This window comes from Arenibacter algicola, assembly GCF_000733925.1.
GTDB classification, from domain to species: Bacteria; Bacteroidota; Bacteroidia; order Flavobacteriales; family Flavobacteriaceae; genus Arenibacter; species Arenibacter algicola.
This window is the reverse complement of sequence record NZ_JPOO01000001.1, coordinates 1,516,327-1,537,865: the sequence shown is the minus strand read 5'-3', so window position 1 is coordinate 1,537,865 and position 21,539 is coordinate 1,516,327. Positions and strand designations below refer to the sequence as shown.

General features: G+C 37.2%; 22 protein-coding genes. 17 read left to right on the top strand and 5 right to left on the bottom strand.

The genetic code is table 11. From position 1 onward, the window contains the following. The first annotated feature begins 88 nt into the window (after positions 1–88). Entirely contained in the window at positions 89–586 is a 498-nt protein-coding gene (locus U735_RS0106745) for a metallophosphoesterase family protein (RefSeq protein ID WP_031443094.1), read from the top strand. Between the two features lie 182 nt (positions 587–768). Here the strand turns inward: U735_RS0106745 and U735_RS0106740 are convergent, their stop codons facing one another. Next, positions 769–1,179, bottom strand: coding sequence for a DUF4293 domain-containing protein (locus U735_RS0106740; protein ID WP_031443093.1), 411 nt, complete (start codon positions 1,177–1,179; stop codon positions 769–771). Between the two features lie 197 nt (positions 1,180–1,376). Between U735_RS0106740 and rho the strand changes: the two genes are divergently transcribed. The 4 genes from rho to U735_RS0106715 all read left to right on the top strand — a co-directional run bounded on the left by rho (position 1,377) and on the right by U735_RS0106715 (position 6,094). Then, positions 1,377–3,062: a transcription termination factor Rho gene (gene rho, locus U735_RS0106735; protein WP_031443092.1), complete on the top strand. Its 1,686-nt coding sequence runs from the start codon at positions 1,377–1,379 to the stop codon at positions 3,060–3,062. A gap of 234 nt (positions 3,063–3,296) precedes the next feature. Further along, positions 3,297–3,983 carry a hypothetical protein gene (locus U735_RS0106730; RefSeq protein WP_031443091.1) on the top strand — a complete coding sequence of 229 codons (687 nt, stop codon included), beginning with the start codon at positions 3,297–3,299 and terminating at the stop codon, positions 3,981–3,983. A 37-nt stretch (positions 3,984–4,020) separates the two neighbouring features. Then, positions 4,021–4,710, top strand: a complete 690-nt coding sequence (locus U735_RS0106725) for a hypothetical protein (RefSeq protein ID WP_031443090.1) — start codon at positions 4,021–4,023, stop codon at positions 4,708–4,710. Positions 4,711–5,476: 766 nt separating this feature from the next. Next, positions 5,477–6,094 carry a nitroreductase family protein gene (locus U735_RS0106715; protein ID WP_031443089.1) on the top strand — a complete coding sequence of 206 codons (618 nt, stop codon included), beginning with the start codon at positions 5,477–5,479 and terminating at the stop codon, positions 6,092–6,094. Positions 6,095–6,118: 24 nt separating this feature from the next. On the opposite strand, the gene U735_RS0106710 is transcribed toward U735_RS0106715, so the two are convergent. Next, on the bottom strand, positions 6,119–7,480 hold the full coding sequence (locus U735_RS0106710) for an NAD-dependent succinate-semialdehyde dehydrogenase (protein WP_031443088.1): 1,362 nt from the start codon (positions 7,478–7,480) through the stop codon (positions 6,119–6,121). Positions 7,481–7,585: 105 nt separating this feature from the next. Continuing rightward, complete coding sequence (locus U735_RS0106705) at positions 7,586–8,869, bottom strand: DUF2254 domain-containing protein (RefSeq protein WP_031443087.1); 1,284 nt, start codon at positions 8,867–8,869, stop codon at positions 7,586–7,588. Between the two features lie 483 nt (positions 8,870–9,352). On the opposite strand from U735_RS0106705, the gene U735_RS0106700 reads away from it, so the two are divergent. The 10 genes from U735_RS0106700 to U735_RS0106655 all read left to right on the top strand — a co-directional run bounded on the left by U735_RS0106700 (position 9,353) and on the right by U735_RS0106655 (position 17,172). Then, the gene (locus U735_RS0106700; protein ID WP_031443086.1) at positions 9,353–10,237 is read left to right on the top strand and encodes a mechanosensitive ion channel family protein; all 885 of its coding nucleotides are present in this window, start codon (positions 9,353–9,355) and stop codon (positions 10,235–10,237) included. Between the two features lie 140 nt (positions 10,238–10,377). Next, complete coding sequence (locus tag U735_RS25230) at positions 10,378–10,539, top strand: DUF1328 family protein (protein WP_031443085.1); 162 nt, start codon at positions 10,378–10,380, stop codon at positions 10,537–10,539. 180 nt (positions 10,540–10,719) lie between these two features. Beyond that, on the top strand, positions 10,720–10,911 hold the full coding sequence (locus U735_RS0106690) for a hypothetical protein (protein WP_031443084.1): 192 nt from the start codon (positions 10,720–10,722) through the stop codon (positions 10,909–10,911). Between the two features lie 212 nt (positions 10,912–11,123). After that, the gene (locus tag U735_RS0106685; RefSeq protein WP_031443083.1) at positions 11,124–11,444 is read left to right on the top strand and encodes a hypothetical protein; all 321 of its coding nucleotides are present in this window, start codon (positions 11,124–11,126) and stop codon (positions 11,442–11,444) included. A gap of 289 nt (positions 11,445–11,733) precedes the next feature. Continuing rightward, a complete protein-coding gene (locus U735_RS0106680) occupies positions 11,734–12,297 on the top strand; it encodes a helix-turn-helix domain-containing protein (protein ID WP_031443082.1) in 564 nt (187 codons plus the stop codon). A gap of 12 nt (positions 12,298–12,309) precedes the next feature. Continuing rightward, complete coding sequence (locus tag U735_RS0106675) at positions 12,310–12,756, top strand: response regulator (RefSeq protein WP_031443081.1); 447 nt, start codon at positions 12,310–12,312, stop codon at positions 12,754–12,756. Positions 12,757–12,769: 13 nt separating this feature from the next. Further along, positions 12,770–15,349, top strand: a complete 2,580-nt coding sequence (locus tag U735_RS24930) for an ATP-binding protein (RefSeq protein ID WP_051891894.1) — start codon at positions 12,770–12,772, stop codon at positions 15,347–15,349. 418 nt (positions 15,350–15,767) lie between these two features. Then, entirely contained in the window at positions 15,768–15,908 is a 141-nt protein-coding gene (locus U735_RS25520) for a hypothetical protein (RefSeq protein ID WP_157365009.1), read from the top strand. Between the two features lie 60 nt (positions 15,909–15,968). Beyond that, positions 15,969–16,115 (top strand): lmo0937 family membrane protein, encoded by a 147-nt coding sequence (locus U735_RS26185; protein ID WP_146032804.1) that lies wholly within the window; start codon positions 15,969–15,971, stop codon positions 16,113–16,115. A 25-nt stretch (positions 16,116–16,140) separates the two neighbouring features. Then, the gene (locus U735_RS0106655; protein WP_031443079.1) at positions 16,141–17,172 is read left to right on the top strand and encodes a helix-turn-helix domain-containing protein; all 1,032 of its coding nucleotides are present in this window, start codon (positions 16,141–16,143) and stop codon (positions 17,170–17,172) included. A 340-nt stretch (positions 17,173–17,512) separates the two neighbouring features. Here the strand turns inward: U735_RS0106655 and U735_RS0106645 are convergent, their stop codons facing one another. Further along, positions 17,513–18,001 (bottom strand): Dps family protein, encoded by a 489-nt coding sequence (locus U735_RS0106645; RefSeq protein ID WP_031443078.1) that lies wholly within the window; start codon positions 17,999–18,001, stop codon positions 17,513–17,515. Between the two features lie 270 nt (positions 18,002–18,271). After that, positions 18,272–19,843 (bottom strand): hypothetical protein, encoded by a 1,572-nt coding sequence (locus U735_RS0106640; RefSeq protein ID WP_031443077.1) that lies wholly within the window; start codon positions 19,841–19,843, stop codon positions 18,272–18,274. Between the two features lie 194 nt (positions 19,844–20,037). On the opposite strand from U735_RS0106640, the gene U735_RS0106635 reads away from it, so the two are divergent. Both U735_RS0106635 and U735_RS0106630 read left to right on the top strand, forming a co-directional pair. After that, positions 20,038–20,508, top strand: coding sequence for a hypothetical protein (locus U735_RS0106635; protein WP_031443076.1), 471 nt, complete (start codon positions 20,038–20,040; stop codon positions 20,506–20,508). 239 nt (positions 20,509–20,747) lie between these two features. Then, positions 20,748–21,491 carry an SDR family NAD(P)-dependent oxidoreductase gene (locus U735_RS0106630; protein ID WP_031443075.1) on the top strand — a complete coding sequence of 248 codons (744 nt, stop codon included), beginning with the start codon at positions 20,748–20,750 and terminating at the stop codon, positions 21,489–21,491. Positions 21,492–21,539 lie beyond the last annotated feature (48 nt).

Here is a 21,539-nt window from a genome sequence, read left to right as displayed (position 1 = left end):
ACAGCTGTAAAACCCCAATGTTGGCCCCTTAGGTTTATCCAGATTATTTAATTGCTTTTTAGGTAAGAAATCATAAAGAATTAAACGCATGAAAAAAATACTCCTTCTTTCCGATACCCACGGACATATGGACGAGAAAATTCTAAAATATGCCAGGGAGGCCGATGAAATATGGCATGCGGGGGATATTGGTAATTTGGAACTCATGGATACCTTAGAAAAGATAAAGCCGGTAAAAGGCGTCTACGGAAATATAGATGAAAATAAAATTCAGTTGGAATATCCCTTGGACAACCGATTTAAATGTGAGGAAGTAGACGTCTGGATGACCCATATAGGTGGATATCCCAACAAATACAATATACGTATCAGGGAGGAGATTAAAAGGAATCCTCCAAAACTTTTTATTTCCGGCCACTCCCATATTCTAAAAGTAATGTGGGATAAAAAGTTAAACCTATTACATATGAACCCCGGAGCTTGTGGAATTCACGGTTTTCATCAAGTACGCACCATGTTGAGGTTTAAAATAGACAAAGAAAATATCAAGGATCTGGAGATTATAGAGCTTGGCAAAAGGGGATGATTCGCAAGTGACTTCTGTGATACTAGAGTCTCAAAATACAATATCACTCTAAAAAAAGCGGGATTAGCTCAAGCAACAGTTTTAAATTCGTTGCAAGCAACCTTTTTTAACCTAAGTTTCAATACAAAAAAAACCCGGGCACTACCCCGGGTTCACGCACTAATACTACTAAGATGTTAGGCTTAACGCAATCGATCAACAGATTTTACAAGATCTTCATCCTTTTTTATTGCCCTGTTGGCCAGGACTAAAAAAACGATAGAAAATACAGGAATCAGCATCCCAATACCCTTCTCTGAAACAATAGTCTCTCCGGATAAGTTTAGTGATCGGTAAACGAAAAATCCTAGTAAAAAAAGATTCAATATCATATTCAATCTGTTCACAACAAATTGATTTTGTCTATTCTTAAATAAAACTATCCCCAACAGCCCTAGGACTGCTACGGCATAAAAAGCAATGGAAACAAATACTTCATTTTCCGCAAATATCTCATTTCCCCTAGCATCCGACCATAGATTTACAAAGAACGGAACAACCGCACCTAATAGTATAACTACGATTAAATAAAGGGTCTGAATTCTTTGAATCATGCTTTTTAATACAATTGAGAGGCAAAAATAAGCGTCTTTTTAAAAATTATCACCCTAATATTGAAAATAATTTGTAATATTGCTACGTTATAAGTCAGATTACTTACCAACAGGGGATTTCATTCCCTTTATTATCCAAAAACAAGAACAACATACACTTCATATTTTCGTAATAAGTATAATTTATTCAAAACTTAATGTTTGAGATTTCAGATTTAAAATCAAAAAAGCTTCCTGAGCTTCAGGAAATCGCCCAGGGCCTAAATGTTGCCAAATTTAAAACTTTAAAAAAGCTCGATTTGGTCTATCAAATTTTGGATGTTCAAGCATCCAATCCAAAAATTGTTCAAGAGAGAACCGAGGCAACTACAGAAGAAAGCAGTACGGCCAAGCCCAAAAGGTCCAGAATAATCAAGTCTAAACCAAAAGAAACGGCAGCAAAGGCACCCGCACCCGGAAAACCGGAGATGAAATCTGTTGCACCAACAGAAAAATCGAGTACCCCAGAAGAAACTTCCACTGCGGTTGAAGATAAAAAAGAGGATACAAAACGCGAAAGAAAACCTCGCCAACACAATAATCCTGTACAGGCGAAAAAGGAATTTCAAAAAGGTGCACCACAACAAAATGCATCACAGCAAAATACTTCGCAACCCAATAAACCTCAACATAAAAAAAATCCACACCATCAAAAAGGTAATGTTGACAAAAACAACAGCAATTTTGATAAGGACCTAAAAAACAAATATAAAGAACCGGAATTTGAGTTCGACAGTATTATAGAAAGTGAAGGGGTCCTGGATATTATGCAGGATGGCTACGGATTTTTAAGATCCTCGGATTACAACTATCTTTCTTCTCCAGATGATATATATGTATCCCAGTCCCAAATAAGATTATTTGGATTAAAAACTGGAGATACCGTACTTGGAAATGTACGTCCACCAAAAGAAGGTGAGAAGTATTTCCCGCTTATTAAGGTAAATAAGATAAACGGGATAGATCCCCAAATAGTTAGGGATAGGGTGTCTTTTGAACACTTGACCCCTTTATTCCCACAGGAAAAATTCAATCTTGCGGAAAGACAAAGTACCATTTCTACAAGAATTATAGATCTATTCAGTCCTATAGGAAAAGGTCAGAGAGGTATGATCGTATCCCAGCCTAAAACTGGTAAGACCATGCTTTTAAAGGATATAGCCAATGGTATTGCTGCCAATCATCCAGAAGTTTATCAAATTATCCTTTTGATAGATGAACGTCCAGAGGAAGTTACGGACATGCAACGTAATGTTCGTGGTGAGGTTGTTGCCTCTACCTTTGACAAGGAAGCGACGGAACACGTTAGGGTTGCCAATATTGTTTTGGAAAAAGCTAAACGTTTGGTAGAATGTGGACACGATGTGGTTATCCTGTTGGATTCCATTACCCGTCTTGCCCGTGCCTACAATACAGTTCAACCGGCCTCCGGAAAGGTCTTGAGTGGTGGTGTCGATGCCAACGCCCTTCATAAACCAAAGCGTTTCTTTGGAGCTGCGCGTAATATTGAAGGTGGTGGTTCCTTAACCATTATTGCAACAGCACTTACTGAAACCGGCTCTAAAATGGATGAAGTAATCTTTGAGGAATTCAAAGGAACTGGTAACATGGAATTACAATTGGATAGAAAAATATCCAACCGTAGAATATTCCCGGCCATCGATCTTACTTCGTCTAGTACAAGAAGGGACGATCTTTTATTGGATGAAAACACCATTCAGAGAATGTGGATCATGAGAAAGTATTTAGCGGACATGAATCCTGTAGAGGCCATGGAATTTATTGAACAAAGATTTAGGCAAACCAAGAACAACGAAGAGTTTTTGCTTACCATGAACCAATAAACACAAGATGCATAATCCCTAAAAATTAGGGACAGACTTAAAATCCCATTTGGTTATAATACCAGATGGGATTTTTTTGTTTTCAACCCCCAAGAAAAATACATTTATTTTTTGAGCAATTTTTTTAGATGTACAATAATCAGTACTTTAACATTTAATTTAACAAGTGTTTTCCCCCAACGCTTACCACTAAATAATTACTTTAATTAACAACTAATTGTAAAAATTTGAATTATGAAAAACCTAAAAAGAATTCATGCAAAATTATGCCTTGGAATCCTTGTTGTTTTTGGCCTTGCTTCCTGTGAGCAAAAAAAGGAAAAAACACCTGTTACAGAACCTGAACCTATGGAAATTAACGCTCCAAAGCAGATTGTTAGCGTGGAACAAGCAAAAACCATGTATGATGCCTACGGCGAACGCAGGGTAGGTTTAATTGAAAAATATGAAAATGAACTTGCTCCTGAGAAGAAATTCGACGTGGCCCGCTTTGGCTATTATGACTACAATACCATAAAGGAATACATGACCTATATTGAACAAGAAGCTAAAAAGGCCAATGTGGAGATTTCCTCCCTACGTTTTTATTTTTCCAATTATCCAGATAAAAAGACCTTTGAAGATGGTAGGGAAATAAAACATCCGAAACAAAACTCATTTTTTATTATCCCTGCCGTAAAGGACAACGACCGGGAATACGGGTTCTATATCAGGGAAGAGGACGATGGCAAAAATGTCCCCATTTTGCTTACTGATAACTTGGAACCAAAAAAAGATGAAGCCATGGACAGGATGCAGCAAACTGGGGAAAATAAATCCGAGGCTTCATTTATGCCAACAGCACCCCCTGCTCCCTTCAATGTCAAAAATAAAAGTCTAGTGTTGAACGAGGCCAATATGGTTCCACCACCTTACCACTAGGATTAACAAGATTCATTAACCCTAGATTGCAGCAAAAATGGAAATATTGGATACTATTTTAGAGAATGCAAGTCAACCTCTCTATGCCCTAACCTTATTAGTAGCCTTAATTAAATACCCCAAATATTACACTACCCCATTAAAGTATTTTCCAATACTTTTAATGTACACCTTCTTAACAGAATTATTGGGTTATTTTACAAAGCACTATGAGGTATTCCATATTTCCATTTTTTCCTCCTTCATTAGGCACAATGTTATTATTTACAATATATACAACTTGGTCTTTTTTAGCTATTTTTTTTATGTGTATTGGAGCTACATAGACCACAAAAAGTATAAAAAATATATAATATTTGCTGCCATATATTATCTGTTGGTCTCCTTAATTAATCCGTTTTTTCAAAGCTTCAAACTAGAATCACAGGTATATAGTTATTTGGCAGGAGCTTTTGCCATTTTGATATGTATTATCCTCTTCTTCATGGAACACCGGAATAGCTCCAAAAAGTTGGACTATAGGTTTACCGGGATTAAATGGATAAGCATTGGGCTTTTAATTTTTTATCTGGGCTATGCCCCTATCAAGGCTTCCAGATTTTATAATTATACCTACCAATTAAACGAATATGTTCATATAAGAAGAATACACCTATCACTGATCGTATTGATGTATATCTGTTTTATTATCGGATTCCTAAGAATGAAACGCAAATTTTGGATCTAACCACGGTCAATCTGGAATCCCAAGGAGTTTATCCATAGAAATCCTATGGCGTTAGTGACCAACCGTATTTTCCTTGACCCTATCCCTGTTGGACATTTTGCAACAGCTATAAACACAGCAAATCGTTATTAGCCCTAAAAAACTCTAAAATCCATTTTGGAAAGAATCAAATATTATTGGTTTTGAGTCAATTAAGCATCCCATAACTTATTATTATTGATATAATATTTAAAGCCTCCACAGTTTATACTCCCTTGTTGGCTATGCTTATAGGGATGCTACAAATAAATGGATCAGAGGCACACATTACCCTTTGTCAGCGGTAAACACAAATCAAAATAGTTAGAAATAAAGTAGACTAGTTTACCGTGTTCGACCTAAGAGATTGCCCCTTGGTAAAACCAGAGCTGTGTTAGGGTCCATTTAATAAAAATTTGAAGACAATTATGCTAAGCCCTAGAGCAAGTCCCGAAACCATAGAATGAGTGGCCATAATAAAAAAGCTGCTTCAGCAGAATCATTTATTACGGCAGCCGAGTTGTTTCATGAAAAAAAACAATTAATAAAAGGTATTAAACCTTAGGGCAAGCCTGTCTGACAAAGGCAGGCCCTGAACCCAATAATAGGAATCCACCCAAGGGTCGAGGTATTGAACCTAGATCCCGCCGAAAAAGGCGGGATTAGTTCAACTTTCAATTTTCAGTACGTCTTACTGACTTCTCAAAATTGAGTTTCACTAATAAAACATTGCTAAAAAAAAGAAATCATGACAGCACCGGAACAAATTCAACTAGAAAACATTGCCGATTCCGACTATGAAATATTTGCACTTTTAAAACAACGATATAGTCCTCGGATTTTTAAGGATAAAAAAATAACCGAACAACATATGCACCAACTTTTTGAAGCTGTGCGTTGGGCCCCAAGTTCCAATAACCAGCAGCCTTGGCGATTCCTATATGCTGAAAAAGGTTCAGAGGCCTATAAAAAAATTATGGACAACCTAACAGATTCGAATAAGATATGGGCCAAAAATGCCCCCCTTTTAATGCTTACGGCATATAAAAAAGAAACCGAAAAGGGAAAAGAAAATTTCCACGCCCTTCATGACCTGGGTATGGGTCTGGGTGCAATGACAGTACAGGCCCAGTATATGGGAATAGCCATGCACCATATGGCCGGATTAGACTATAAAGAAGCCCAACAAATCTTCAATATTCCTGAAGAATTCCACATTGTAACGGCAATTGCCCTGGGCTATTATGGTGGGGAACTGGATGATCTCCCCGAAAAACTTCAGAAAAAAGAAATTAGCCAACGGCAGCGTATGCCCCAAAATCAATTCGCGTTTAAAAATAGTTGGGGTATGGACCATAATATGTAACCCTCGCAAATTCCAGTTAAAATTCTATTTCCTAATATAGACCGTCTTTTTGTTCACAAACTCCAATATCCCTTCCATGGAAAGCTCACGACCAAATCCCGATGTCTTTGTTCCTCCAAAAGGCAACCTTGGATCGGACTTTACCATTTCATTGATAAAAAATGCCCCGTCCGGTATGTCCCCAATTATTTTCCGCGCAGATTTTATATCCTCTGTAAACAGCATGGACCCCAGACCAAATTTAGAATTTGCCGCCATCACAACGGATTCCTTTCTATCTTTTACCTTGACCACAGCTGCCACTGGGCCAAAAAGCTCATCGTCAAAGGCGGGCATACCAGGAACTACTGCGGTAAGTACTGTAGGCTCATAATAAGCGGCGTTCCTCTTATTTCCAACCTTAACTTGAGCCCCCTTGTCCAAGGAATCCGCAACCTGTTGTTCCAAGGTTTTGGCCAAGTCCTCTCTGGCCATTACTCCTATATCTGTATGTTTATCCAAAGGATCTCCTGATTTAAGGGCTTGGACTCTTTTGGTAAATTTCATAAGAAATTCATCATATATAGCCTCAACCACTATGAATCTCTTTGCGGCTATACAGCTTTGACCGGTATTCTGCATTCTGGCCATAACCATGGTGTCCATATATTTGTCCAAATCAGCATCTTCCCATACAATACAGGCATTATTGCCCCCTAGTTCCATGACACATTTTTTTAAATGCTTTCCTGCCTGGGCCGCAATTGCTCTACCTGCCCTCTCACTTCCCGTAAGGGTTACACCCTGGACAATAGAATTTCCTATGACTGATTCAATCTGTTGATGGTCCGCAATAATAAACTGAAAGCTGCCCTCGGGATAGCCTGCCGAAAGAAACAGCTCCTGAATGGCTTCGGCACAGCCAGGAACATTACTGGCATGTTTTAATATTACAGTATTGCCGGCAGTAAGCGTAGGTGCTGCGAATCGGATAACCTGCCAAAATGGAAAGTTCCAGGGCATAACCGCCAAAACACAACCAATGGGATCGTAACTTATAAAACTTTCGTCAGCCTCAGTATCTATAAGATCGTCAGAAAGAAACCCAACCGCATTCTTGGCGTAAAAATCACATGCCCATGCACATTTTTCAATTTCAGCAATGCCCTGATTTATTGGTTTTCCCATTTCCCTGGTCATTAACTCCGCATAGGACTTTTTGTTCTTTAACAATGTCTTGGCCAGTTTCTTTAACAGTCCCGACCTATGTTCCACGCTCTCAATTTTCCAACTATCAAAAGCAAGTTCGGCTTTTTCCAATACCGACTTTATATCACTATCCGAAAATATTCTATACTTATCCAAGGGCCTACCGTTATATGGGTTTACCGCCTCTATATATTCCATCCGATTGAATTTTTATATTATTAAAAAATGCAAGTTAAAAGGTTTGTACAATTGATAAAGCCCAATAACTTTAACTATTTGTGGTATTGCTCGTTTAAAGTGGTTCTATTCAAACATTGCCACAATTCTTTCCCGATCATAAATATTTTCAATACTATCCACTATATCCATTTTTAGGGCCTGTAGCTCCATTTGAACTTCTTCCTTATTTTCCTTTGAAATCTTTACATCTTGCTCCATAAATTTTAATGCCCCAAGCAAGGCAAGAACAACTGAACTATCCTTTTTTGCATACAACCTTATTGGCTGAATAATTGCCTGCATTAGTTCCTTTGCCGAAACGTTGGTTCTAACTATAATAATCTGGCCTTCCTTTACGGAGCTCGATGTTTTGTTCGGAAATCTCAAAATTTTTACAAGTAGTGGCGCCAATCTATTAATGGCGTCAATAGCGGTCCCCGGATCGTTAATCCCTGGTGACATGGCTTTGACTGCTATTTCCATCAATTTAACAACCCCATCAAATCCCTCGTTGTGATCGCTTCTGTTGCTGCTAATATTTACACACAACAAAAGGTCCTCCAAATCCCAATCTTCAATCATATTCTGAACCTTTAACAATGGCATTCCCTCCCACACATGACTACCAACGTATGGCAGTATTTCAACTTGATGGCAATGTTCAACCAAGGAATCGCTTAATAAGGAATTATCAAATCCTTTATAATAGCCCGACTTATGCGAATAAATAGTTTCAAAATCATCCATCCTAAATTCTTGCAAGCCAACTTTTAAATTACTGGAATCCTCATAATCCTTGTCCAAAGATCTAGAACTAGATCTAAATATGTTATCTATAATATTCTGAATTTGAATGGATGTGGATATGCTATGAATGAAATAAACGAACAAACCTATACAAAATACTCCTGAAATTGCGGCCAACATGGTTGGGAAACCTACCGAATGTGTTTCAATATTGTTGGCCCCTAGAACAATTAGAATTATAATACAATACAGCAAAGTACCTATGTATACTCCAAGAATTAATTGATGTCTTTTATTTGAAACCAAACTCGGCAATAATCTCGGTGAAAAATTGGAGGAAGCCTGGCTGAGTACAACCATGACCATTGTAAAGCTAAACACTGTTAAAGAAAGAATGCCACCAATCAAAGTTGTTAATATGGCACGGGCTGTTTCATAATCCTTTATAAAAAGATAAGGCACCCGTTCCTTGAGCGTTTCGGCCAATTCCCAACTTTCCAGTTCCAATACTATTAATGCCAAAAGAAAAAACCCTAATGAAATAAGCACAGGATAAAATGCAATACTCAATAGCACTCTACGATAAAACACCTTCAATATTTTAATGGCATATTTAAACATGGTAGAATTAATTAACGAGTTGTTTAAAGGTAATTAATCCGTTTTATACGACTACCCCAATACCAATAAATTATAGCGCAAACAATTGAATGAATTGCACAGACCAACAATTGTCACCAAAAATGCTTATTTCTATAAGAGTTAATATTATTTAGATTACAGCACATAAATGTTAACCCCCTTCGATAAATTTGACTCGAGAGAAAAATAAAGATGATTGCACTACGACGATTATGGCAATCAGGTTTACCTAAATTTTCGGGGGATATTTGGGAATAAACGTATTCTTCTTTGAATTACAGCGAACTACAGCTGTAATTCAATTTAGATGGTTAGGTTGGTTGTTAATTAATGGTTCCGATACACTTAAATATCGGAGCCATTTTTATTGGATCAACTTCAATTATATCCGTATCTGTAATAATAATGGGATTATTCCTAAAAATCTTCTTAACTTTTGGGACAACTACTAAATGTACGGTTATGGATTTAAAGATTGACGAAGCCTGGGAAGAAATGATAAATAGACTGGCTTCTTGGGTAGATAGTCTAATAGTGAACTTGCCCAACATCGTTTTAGCCCTGCTCGTATTTACCATCGTAATTCTACTTTCCAAATATTTCACCAAACTTACGTGGAAACTATTGGATAAAAGTAGTTTACAAAAATCCATGAAGAATTTAATTGCCAAATTAATTTCTGTTTTGGTCATTCTAACAGGATTATTTTTGGTGCTTGGTATCTTGGATCTAAGCAAAACCCTAAACACAATTTTAGCGGGTGCAGGGGTAGCAGGTCTGGCTGTAGGTCTCGCATTGCAGGGGGCATTGGCCAACACCTATTCCGGTATAGTACTGTCCTATATTAAGCATATAAAATTTGGGGATTGGATAGAGAGCAACGATTATGAGGGGGAGGTAATCGATATAGACCTAAGGGCCGTAACTATAAAACAATCGGACAACAATTTGGTTTATATTCCCAATAAACTCGTATTGGAGAACCCAATAAGAAACTTCTCCACTACTGCCCAATCCCGTGTAATCCTTAAATGCGGTGTTGCATATTCGTCCAATTTGGAATTTGTACGGGATTTGGTATGCAAGACTATTTCCTCCAATTTTGACAACGTAGAAAATGACAAGGAAGTAATTTTCCTGTATACAGAATTTGGCGATAGCTCCATAAATTTTGAAACCCGCTTTTGGATTAAATCTACCTCTTCCTTAGAGGTACTTAAGGCCAAAACTATTGCGATGATAGCCATAAAGAAAGCCTTTGACGATAACAATATTAATATTCCCTTCCCAATACGTACGTTGGATTTTCCAGAAAACTTCAAATTCGAAAAACCTACAAGCAATTGAATTAAAACAAGTTACAACAAAGCCATCTGTGTTAACTATTAACGTGATTACGTTAAACAAAGCGATTGAATATCCCGAGATTTGTTATAGAGATTGTTTAAAAGACAGTTGATAGTATTAACCTTAAAAACACACATAATATGCTACGATGGACAGTAACATTTGTAATATTAGCTATAATAGCCGCAATTTTCGGATTCGGGGGAATAGCAGCGGGAGCTGCCAGTATTGCTAAAATCCTATTTTTTATTTTCTTGATTCTCTTTGTAATATCATTATTTACGGGAAGAAGTAAGATCTAATAAAGACAGCTTAGTCAATTACCTCTGGGCAAGCCCTTGAGGCATCTGAAGGAAACTACTAATAACATTTCGACGCCCGCCTATACGAATCGGGCAGGCAGGTTTTAATCTCGATTATCGAGTAAAAATTAACTTTAACAATATTAAGTACACTACGTACATAATCCTAAAACTATAAAAATGAAAAAATCGATAATATACTTTTTATTCGCTCTTCTATTTACTGTTTCATTGGCCACCTTTAGCAGTTGCAGGGAAGAAAAAACTGCAGGTGAGAAAATTGAAGATGGAATAGAACAAGTAGGTGACGACATTGAGGAAGGTGTGGAAGAAATTGGAGATGAAATAGATGACGCCACGGACGACAATTAAGAAAATCTCTTTGGTTGGTTAGATTTTGTTATGGACGGACATTTTCCTCTGAGGATTTTGTCCGTTCTCATTTCATCCATAAAATATCTGAGCATCTACAAAGCCGAAAGTTGCGGGTAAAACCAATAACTGTTGGTTGCTCAAAACAGGGAACCCTTTATCAGGGATTCAATTAAAAATATAATCCGTTATTAATCTAAAAAATAATAGAAATGAAGAATGATTTTGCTAAGAACGAAAAAGAAATTATTGATGAATATCAAAAAAAGGGATTTAATGGCAACTACCGGGTAGATAACAGGAAATTGATCGATTTGAAGACAAAAATAGCGTACGCACCTGAAAATGTTACCATTTTGAAGGAATATCGCTTCGAAGGTATGAGCAATCCGTCCGACATGTCAATCTTATATATTGTGGAAACGAACGATGGCAGTAAAGGAACGGTATTAGCCAATTATAGTCCATCCAGTAATATTGAAACTGCTGAATTTTTTAAGGAAATTCCAGAAGAAAACTATATAACAAACTAAAAACCAATACCCTCAATTACAGCTGCTACAGCTTGAAAGGTCTGAAATTGTCTTCTTGTTAACTAATGGTACGGAAAAGGCATTATGAACATGTCACAGAATGCAAAAAGGGCGAAGGATACAGTTAGTAGTATAGTTTAACTATAATATCGATTAGGTGTACAATTGATAAAAAATTCACTGAGCAGTTTAATTGAAATTAAAAATTCATCATCTTTGTGTATAACGCCTACATTGTTTTTCCAAGTTTATAGGAATCCATGTTACAGGCCCATATTATATGCAATTAATGAGAATCTATCTAAAATTTGATTTTAACCTTATCTGTAAAACTGTACTACAGGAACAACTGGACGCCCTGGGAATGAACTATACCATTCATGGTGTTGGGGAAATTGAATTTGATAAAAGGCCTACAAATGAAGAAGAACAGGAAATGGCCTCGGTCTTGGGAAATTATGGCATAGAAATTATGGATGATCAACAAATGGCCTTGGTTCAACGTATTAAAGATTCCATTTCCGAATGGATAAATGATGAGGAGAATCCTAAACTTTATAATTTCTCTTCCTATCTTTCTGAAAAACTGGATTATTCATATACCTATTTGTCCTCGATATTCTCTGAAGCTACCTACTCTTCAATCGAGAACTTTGTAATTTTAAAAAAAATAGATTTCGCCAAAAGTTTAATACTCCAAAACAATCTAACCTTAACCGAAATAGCGTATAAGCTTAACTATAGCAGTGTATCACATTTATCGGCTCAATTCAAAAAAACGACCGGACTTACTCCCTCCACTTTTCAGAAAATAATCCTGAAACGGAAAGAAAGAGCCTTAAACCAAAAATAACCCCGCCAAAATATGCCCCTACAAACCTTAAACATAGCCCTGGCCGATGATGATGAAGATGATAGAACATTATTCAAGGAAGCTATGAGCGAAATAAAAATTAAGACCAAATTATCCCTTTTCAACAATGGAAAAGAATTAATGGATTATTTGACCCTGCCCAATGTAATCTTACCTGAAATAGTATTTCTAGATTTAAATATGCCCATCAAAAATGGAATGCAATGTCTCAATGAAATTAGAAACCACCCTAGACTTCAGGACCTTTTGGTTGCCATATATTCAACCTCCTCTTCTGAAGCCGATATTGAGGAGACCTTTGTGAACGGCGCCAATATTTACATTAACAAGCCCAATAGCTTTGGGGCCCTAAAACAAGCAATTGAAAAGGTTTTACAGCTCAATTGGCAATACCATACCTCGGCCTTGAACAAGGATAATTTTTTACTAAGGATCTAAAGGGATTTTAGGCATGCCAAAAAGAAAAATAACATCCTCTCCAAAAGTACTTGCCGTTTCCCTTGTTTTGGCAATTGCCCTTCTCATGTTCCTTGGAAGCATTAGTTATAAGCAGATTGTGCAGCTTGGAGAATCGGCAGATATGGTTTCCCATACTTTGGAAGTGGATATGGAAATAAATCAACTTTTTTCCTATTATGCCCAGATGCAATCCACGGAGCTAAAAAATCTGCTGTCCCATGATACCTTGGGCATTTCTTCCTTTAAAAATTACAAACCCGAAGTACAGAAATCCTTTATAAAACTAAGGGAACTCACCCAGGACAATCCAGTACAACAGAAAATTTTACTATCGGTCCAATCTTGGCAAGACAGTCTTTATAATTCTTTAAGGGTTATAGCGAACATTCCTTTTCAAAAAACAAATTATTCTTCTAGGGATAGAGAAAAAATAACAAACGTTTCAAAGTCGATTACCCAACTAAATCTGCTCAGAAACCAAATGTATCAAGAAAAGCAGATACAACTCGCGAAGCGTAAGGAAGAATACAGATCGCAAATATTCTTTACTCCCCTAATGACTCTGCTCTTAGGTATGTTTGCGTTATTTATCTTTATTATTTCATTTCTGCAGATCAATTCTCAGCGAAAAAAAACGGCTACAGCAGAGAAATTTCTTCAAAATATTTTGGGCAGTACAGACAATATTATAAGTTATTTTGAGCCAATATATAATACCACTGGCACAGTAAAAGACTTTACCATTGTATTCACCAATGAAAAAATAGAGTCTGTCCTTGGGCAAAATTCCAGCCAAATAGAGCAGCGTAAAATGTCAGAATTGGTTCCCATTAACTTTGAAAATGGCATTTTTGATGAATTGACCAAAGTTATTGATGAAGGGGAGACCCGTAAATTCGAAAAGCATTTTCAATATAACGGTAAGGAGTTTTGGTTCAAGACCACCGCCGTAAAAATGGAGAACGGAGTTTTAACTACTTCGGTGGATACTACATCGGAAAGAAAGTTTACGCAAAATTTAAGGGTTTTGAACGAACAATTGGAAAAGCAAAATCGCGATTTGACCGAAACAAAGTCATTCTTGAACAATATCCTTGAAAGCACTAGCAACACTGTTAGCCACCTTGTTACCGAAAGGGACTCCAATGGTAAAATAATAGATTTTATATATGTATTTACCAACACCGAAAGTGAGAACCTTACCGGAAAACAAGTAGGGGACGTAATTGGAAAGTCTATATCCAAAATCTATCCTTCTGTTCATGATACCGGATTATACGAACTAATGGTAAAATGTGCCAACATAGGCACCATTGAAACGCATGAAAGCGAATATATTTTAAAAGGCAAAAGGGTATGGGTCAACACTACAATAAATAAATTGGACGATGGCATCACCCTCACTTCCTATGACAGCACCCAGATAATCAATGCCAAACAACGCTTATTGGAACTCAACGAACAGTTGACGGTGCAGAATTCCATTTTAAATGATGCGGAGGCTGTTGCCAAAATTGGAAGTTACCGTTGGAATATTGAAACCGAAAAGGCTACCATGTCCGATAATTTTTTCAGGTTATTGGACTGCGAACCAAACGAGTTTATTCCAGCACCTCAAAATTACAGGCCATTCGTACATCCAAAAGACCTCAAGATTTACGATGAAAAACTAAATCTGGCCTTGGAGAAAAAAATAGTCAGTAATTTCACTTATCGCGTTATCACCAAAAACGGAAAAGTAAAGCACCTTCAGAATACAGGTCATTTTTTAAAGAACGAATTTATTGGGGTGGTGAAGGACATCACCAAGGATCTAAAAAATGAACAAAAACTAAAAGACAAGAACTTAGAGCTTAAGCGCATTAATAGTGAATTGGAATCCTTTACCCGGATTGCCAGTCATGATCTTCAGGAGCCGTTACGGAAAATTCAGATGTTCATTTCTCGGATAACAGATTCCGATTCCTCCTATTTTACGGAACAGCAAACACAATACATTAGCAAAGTACAATCTTCTGCCAACCGTATGCAGAACCTTATAAAGTACCTATTATCCTATTCAAGGCTTAGAAAAAAGAAAAAGGACTTGGTACATGTAGATCTGAATCTGGTTCTGGAAAAAGTACAGGAAGATCTGGAGGCCCCGATCAGGGAGTCCGGGGTAGAATTTGTTATTGCTGACCTTCCCGAGGTAAGAGGTGTCCCCTTTCAGTTAGAGCAACTCTTCAACAACCTGATTTCCAATTCCATTAAATATCACAGTATTCTAGATACTCCAAAAATAGAAATCGCCTGCAAGAAAATGGAACGCAATTCAATTCCTGACGATTTTAATAAAAAAGCCAAGGAATATTACTGCATTTCGGTAAAGGATAACGGCATTGGTTTTGAGCAGGAAAACGCCCAAAAAATATTTGAACTGTTCCAACGTCTTCATCAAAAAAACGAATATTCGGGTACAGGAATAGGATTGGCTATTTGCAAGAAGATTGTGGAAAAACACAAAGGGCATATTGTGGCCCATGGACAAGTAAATAAAGGGGCTAGCTTTTACATTTATTTACCCGTTTAGACAAATCATAATTCCCAAACTATTTATATTCTCACAGTCAATTCTGATCCCAGCTAACTTTGACAGTGAAACCAAAAGCATTAAGTACACTCTTGGATATAGGTATACCTCTGCATAACACATATTCCTAATACAGTATAAAGCAAGGTCTAACTAAAAGCTTGGTCCCAACTCTCCACTCGTTCTTTTGGAAGAAATATCCGGACTTGGACTCACTAAAATTTAAAGGAAATACTAGTATAAAACCTAATACTATTCTTCATAAACTTTGATTCTACCTATTAAAATCTTGCTTTTTTTAATGAAATAATGGCCATTTCGTGAAATTATATAACAGAATACAAAAATTGTATAACAAAAAAGGTACCCTCAGTAACGAACTTTGTTAAACACAATTAGAAATTTAAAGACAACCAACATGAAAAAGACAACTGAACCATATCAACTGAATTCAAAAATTGGCAAAAGTTGGACATTGGATGCCGATGACAACAAAAATTATGATCTCCCTGATAATTTTATCCTGGGCATGACCAATAGCAATTTAAAATCCAACTAAGTTCAGTACTTGGTTAATTCGGAAGACCAAGGAGGTCTTTTAATAATCATAAAACAAAAAATGTCGAAAATGTTGATTATCGTCGCTATTATAATGCTCTTTTTATGGGCTATAGGCTTTTTTATATTCGATATAGGCATAATGATACATCTACTACTCCTAGTTGCAGTGGTACTTTTTATCACCAGGGTGATTAGAGACAAATGAAGTAATAATTCTAAAAAACGGGAACATGAAAATTGTATATCTTAAAACGAACAATATAGCTAACATATTTAATCAGTTACAACAAGACTTGGGTGGAAAATTAAAAATTCGCCCACAGGAGTATAGTCTAGAGTTGCACAATAATTTGGTAAGCGGGGTCATAAGCGGGGTTTCCTTTAAGAACAATATATCCTTTATTGAATACGACATTGTCTTTAAGGAAGATATGCTTCTCATAAATAACATGCCGATTACCAACCCTATTCACTTTATGTATTGTGCTAAAGGAAAAATCAGCCACAGTTTCGGAATCAAAGGAGAAAAAAGACTACTGAACCAATTCCAAACGGGAATTTTTTCCTGTGACCCCAGTCAGGATACCACTTTGTTCTTTAGAAAAAATGAAGCTGTTAAACTTTCCAATATAATGGTGGACACGCATGAAGTTGAGCAAGATGATGACAATACCGATCTACTGAGAAATCAGTTGTTAAGAACCTTCTTACCAAAAGCAGGGGAGTATATTTTTGCCTATACCGGATCCTACAATCTAAAGATTGCCGAAAAAATGCAGCAGTTGGGTGCCATTAGCCAAAAGGGATTGGTGAGAAATCTGTTGATAAAAGGTATTGTGCACGTTATTTTGGCCATGGAAATCCAACAACATAAGGAGGATAAAAAGAATGCGAAAAACAACTTCGGATCCCTCACCAAGGATGAGATGGATGACATAAAAGAACTATCCAGCTTTATCAAGAATTATCCTGAAATACAATACAGCCTTAAATACCTAAGTAAGAAATCCGGTCTTTCACCAGCCAAACTTCAGGAAGGTTTTAAACTATTGTTCGATAGAACGGTCACAGATTACATTAGGAACGTAAGGGTAGAGACTGCCGAACATCTTATTAAAACTACAGACCTCAATATTTCGGAAATTGTGTATAGTGTAGGCCTAACTAGCAGAAGTTATTTTTCCAAGATATTCAAAGAAAAATACAATTGTAGTCCAAAGCATTATCAGGACCATCAAAATTCGTTAGCTGTTACAGCCTAATATATAGCTAAGTTTAATTACACGAGGGCGTCTAAAAAGTATTTCAACCCCTCCATAATTTGCGTATTTGAGAATAGTTCCCCGATACCTACCCGAATAAAAAAGAGGCTGTCTTGACTTTTTAGACAGCCTCTTTTTGTTTATTAAATCCTGTTCATACTACATTCATACTTTTTGGCCCACCTATATTTTCCCGCTAAACAAGCTTGGTCAAAGTTTTGGCGGGAATATTCATTTATTGGATTTGGAACCATAATCATATACAGCTTATTTAACAAAAAAACGGCAGGAGAAAATCTCCTGCCGTCCCAAATACGTTGTAAATGTGTCTAATTACTTATTAAAAGATTTTCAAGGAAGCCCTTAGCATCCACGACATCTGCTCGTGCATTTGCATGATTCCAGTAATGAAATCGGCCGTACCTTCGTCATTGTGTTCCTCTGCATTTTCACTGATACTTTTTCTAATGAACTTGATAATTGTATTATGGTCCTCCAATAGAACTTCCATAAAACTAGCGCTATCGTTCTTTTTTGGACTTTCGTCCTTCAAATGTGAAAGCTCTAAAAACTCCTTCAAAGTCCCCGGGGAATAAAAACCTAGCATACGTATTCTCTCGGCAACCTCATCCACAATTTTTTCTATTTTATTGTATTCTTCCTCAAAAAATACATGCTTGGTATGGAAGTCGATCCCCTCTACATTCCAATGCGCATTTCTCAATTTGGTATACAGCAAATACTCGTCCGCCAAAAGTTTGCCCAGCATGGCCACTACGGCCTTTCTATTGTCTTTTTTTATTCCGATAGTTGCTTGTGTTGTTTCCATAATATATAAATGATTTTATCTTTTGTTAATAACAACAATTTAAGGCCATTCCATCGGAACCATTGATCGAAACAATTTTTTGCTTTGCTCTTTTAAAATGATGCCCATATTTTTGGTAGAACCAAGCCAAAAGAATATAAAACTGACTGTCCCATCCTATTTTTAGTATGATTTTGTCTTACTAGTAAACTACCTCGGGGCAAGCCTGTCTACCGACAAAGGCAGGCCTGTCTACCGATAGGCAGATTAAAATCTCGATTATCGAGTAAATTATTCCTTTTTGCCATCACCGGTAAGTGTGTTGACGATCCCGTCCATTACATTGAGCCATAAATAATTAAAAAATGATTTGGTATTATCCCTCTCTGCATATATTTCCCCATACCTGTAGCCCTGTTTGTCCGTTTTGGAGCCGTCGTTGGTGAAAATATTACCAACGAAGGTGAGCAGTTTATTTACTCCCATTCTATCCTTTTTAAGAACGGTAAATCGAAAATCCTCATAGTTCATTTTCATATCGCCACTAGAACTAATTGCATCACCACTAACTGTAAAATACAATTCTTGTACATCCCCTTCGGCCTCTGTACGGAGATTGGATCTTAAGAATTGATTGATGCTCTCGGATTTAAAATCTGTGACAACGCCAGATACATAAAATGCATCGTTCTCCTTGTTGGCATCAAAATTCCATGTTAGCTCAATCGGGGCTTCACCCATGAGTTGGGCCATAACTTTAATTTGGGTCTTTTCTCCATTTTTATAAGTATTGGAGACATTTCCTATAGTAGCCCCAAGATCGGCAAATACAATCTCTCCAGGCACTGTACCCCTTTTTACCAATTCGGAATACACAATATATCCGTTGTTTATTTTAACCTCCGAAACATTTAGATCTATGGGCAACTCCCGCAACATACGGCTGTATAGTTTTTTTTGTTCATAGTCATCCTGAACAAGCTTGTCGCGATATATTTCCATTTTTGGTTTTTGGAGAGCCAACGATGAGGAGTTTAGAAAAAATCGCTCTTTATTAAATCCAAAGTCCATATTGACCATCCTAAGCTCGGGGATTTTCAAATCAATATAATCATGCTCTTTGTCCAATTTTTTAGAAAGCGTTATCTTATCATACTTGGACTTCAAGTATAAATTACTAAGTTCCATTTCTTGGTTCTTGATATTTATACCGCCAAGGTTTACAGCCTCATATGGTCCAAGATCCGCATATACCAATCCCGTACTCAAATTGTAATCCCCATAGGAAAATGGTATTTCCAGTTCTATAGTTTCCTTATCCAATTTTAGATTTTCAAGGGACAAATTCAAATTTTCCACCGAGAAAACTATAGAATCCCCGCCCTTTCCGAAAATCTTGAATTCGCCGTCCTCAATGGACAATTTGGCTATGGACAAAGTTCTTTCCATGGGACTGTCCGTTGCTGCAATCCCATTGTTTTTAACTTGATGTTCTCCTTGATAATATTCTGTTATTGGCTTTAACAATCGAATTTCACGGATACTTATTGTGTTTCCAAATATGGCTTGGTAAAAGCCTATACCCTTTAGGTCAATAGCCTCGAGGCTCATCCCCGCTTTTCTAAAATTGGCATCCCTTTCCAAAATATCCAACCCAACCTCAGTTAATCTTACCGAACCCCGTATCAGATTTACCTGAATTTGATCATAGGTCAAATGCATATGATCCGGTATTCGTTGGCTCAGATAATTTTCAATATAACTCTTGGCCCTCAATTGTAGGATGGTCAACAAAAGCAGTATCAGGACTACTGAAACAGTGATGATCCAAACTATTCTTTTTTTCAGTTTGCGGTCGGCCATAATCAAATTAAAAATAAGCTACTATCTACAAAGTACGCGCATGCAATTTTTAATTAATGCTCCAACCACATTTAATATTGACTTTTTCCAAAGAGTAAGCCTATGAATCCAATGGAGTTATAATTTATATTGATGGGGACAATACGGTAGCCATACAATATCTATTCTTGTAAAAAATAAAAACAGTCATAATCATGAAGAAGATATTAAGTGTTTTAACAGTTGTAACAATGACAATTGTAGCCGCCAATGCCCAATCCATTTCTAAAAACGCCCTAGGTTTAAGGCTTGGAGACAATGACGGATTTGGAGGGGAAGTATCCTATCAAAGGGCGGTATCGGACAATAACAGACTTGAGTTTGATCTAGGTTGGCGCGATTCCAACAATGTTGATGCTTTTAAATTGGTTGGACTCTATCAATGGGTGATGCCAATAGAAGGACTATTTAACTGGTATGTGGGCGCAGGGGCAGGAATAGGCTCCTTCGATTCCCCTGGAGGAGATGGCGCCTTTGCCCTTGTGGCAGGTGACATAGGTATAGAGTGTAATTTTGATTTTCCGCTTTTGCTGTCCTTGGACATACGTCCAGAACTTGGTTTTAATGATGACTACTCGGACGATCTGGATTTGGATATCGCCTTAGGTATCAGGTATCAGTTCTAAAACTGATTAAAAATTAAAACAACATCTACCCTAGAATCAAGTTCTTTGATTTCTAGGGTATTTTCATTCTAATAGTAGCTTAAAGTGAACCCATAAATAATTTCAAACTTTTAATTATCCAGTTTACCACAAGGAATTCCCACTGTTGTCCCCTAAGAATAATACTTGTTACTTCATTAGAGTTTGTCTTCAAAGTTTTTTAAATTACTGAATTAAAATCAGTTAAATAATTAATAAAAATGAAAAAACTAGAGGGGCAGGTTGTAATCATTACCGGAGGGGCAAGAGGCATAGGTGAAGGAATCTGTAAAGTCTTTTGTAATGAGGGGGCCACCGTTGCCCTATGGGATGTGCTGGAAGAAGGCCAAAAAACCGCGGACAGGATTGCTAAGAACGGTGGTAAAATATTCTACCAAAATGTGGATGTTTCCAGCCAAGAATCTGTTGATAAGGCTGTTGCCAAGGTCATTTCCGAATTTGGAAAGATAGATGTACTCATTAACAACGCCGGAATAATTCGTGACCGATCTATTTTAAAAATGAGTCGTGAGGAATGGGACCAAGTTATGCGCGTAAATGTTGATTCCCTATACATTACCGCCAAAGCCGTAGTACCCCATATGAAGACGGCCAATTATGGCAGGATTATCTCCGCCTCCTCCGTGAATGCCTTTCAAGGCGCCTTTGGACAGACCAACTATAGTGCCAGTAAGGCTGCTATAGTAGGCTTTACACATTCTCTGTGCAGGGAAGTTGGCAAATACAATATTACTGTTAATGCCATTGCCCCAGGATTTATTAAAACTGAAATGACGGATTCCATGCCTCAAGATGTCATACAGGCAGGAATTTCAATGATTCCTGTTGGACGCATTGGTACCCCGGAAGATATGGGACATGCCTATCTCTTCCTGGCTTCCAAGGAAGCCGGATTTATAAGTGGGCATACCTTGCATGCCAATGGTGGTGCCATGCCAATGTAATACAAGCCCATTGCACAACCAAGAAAATACAAAATACCAATAGTACAT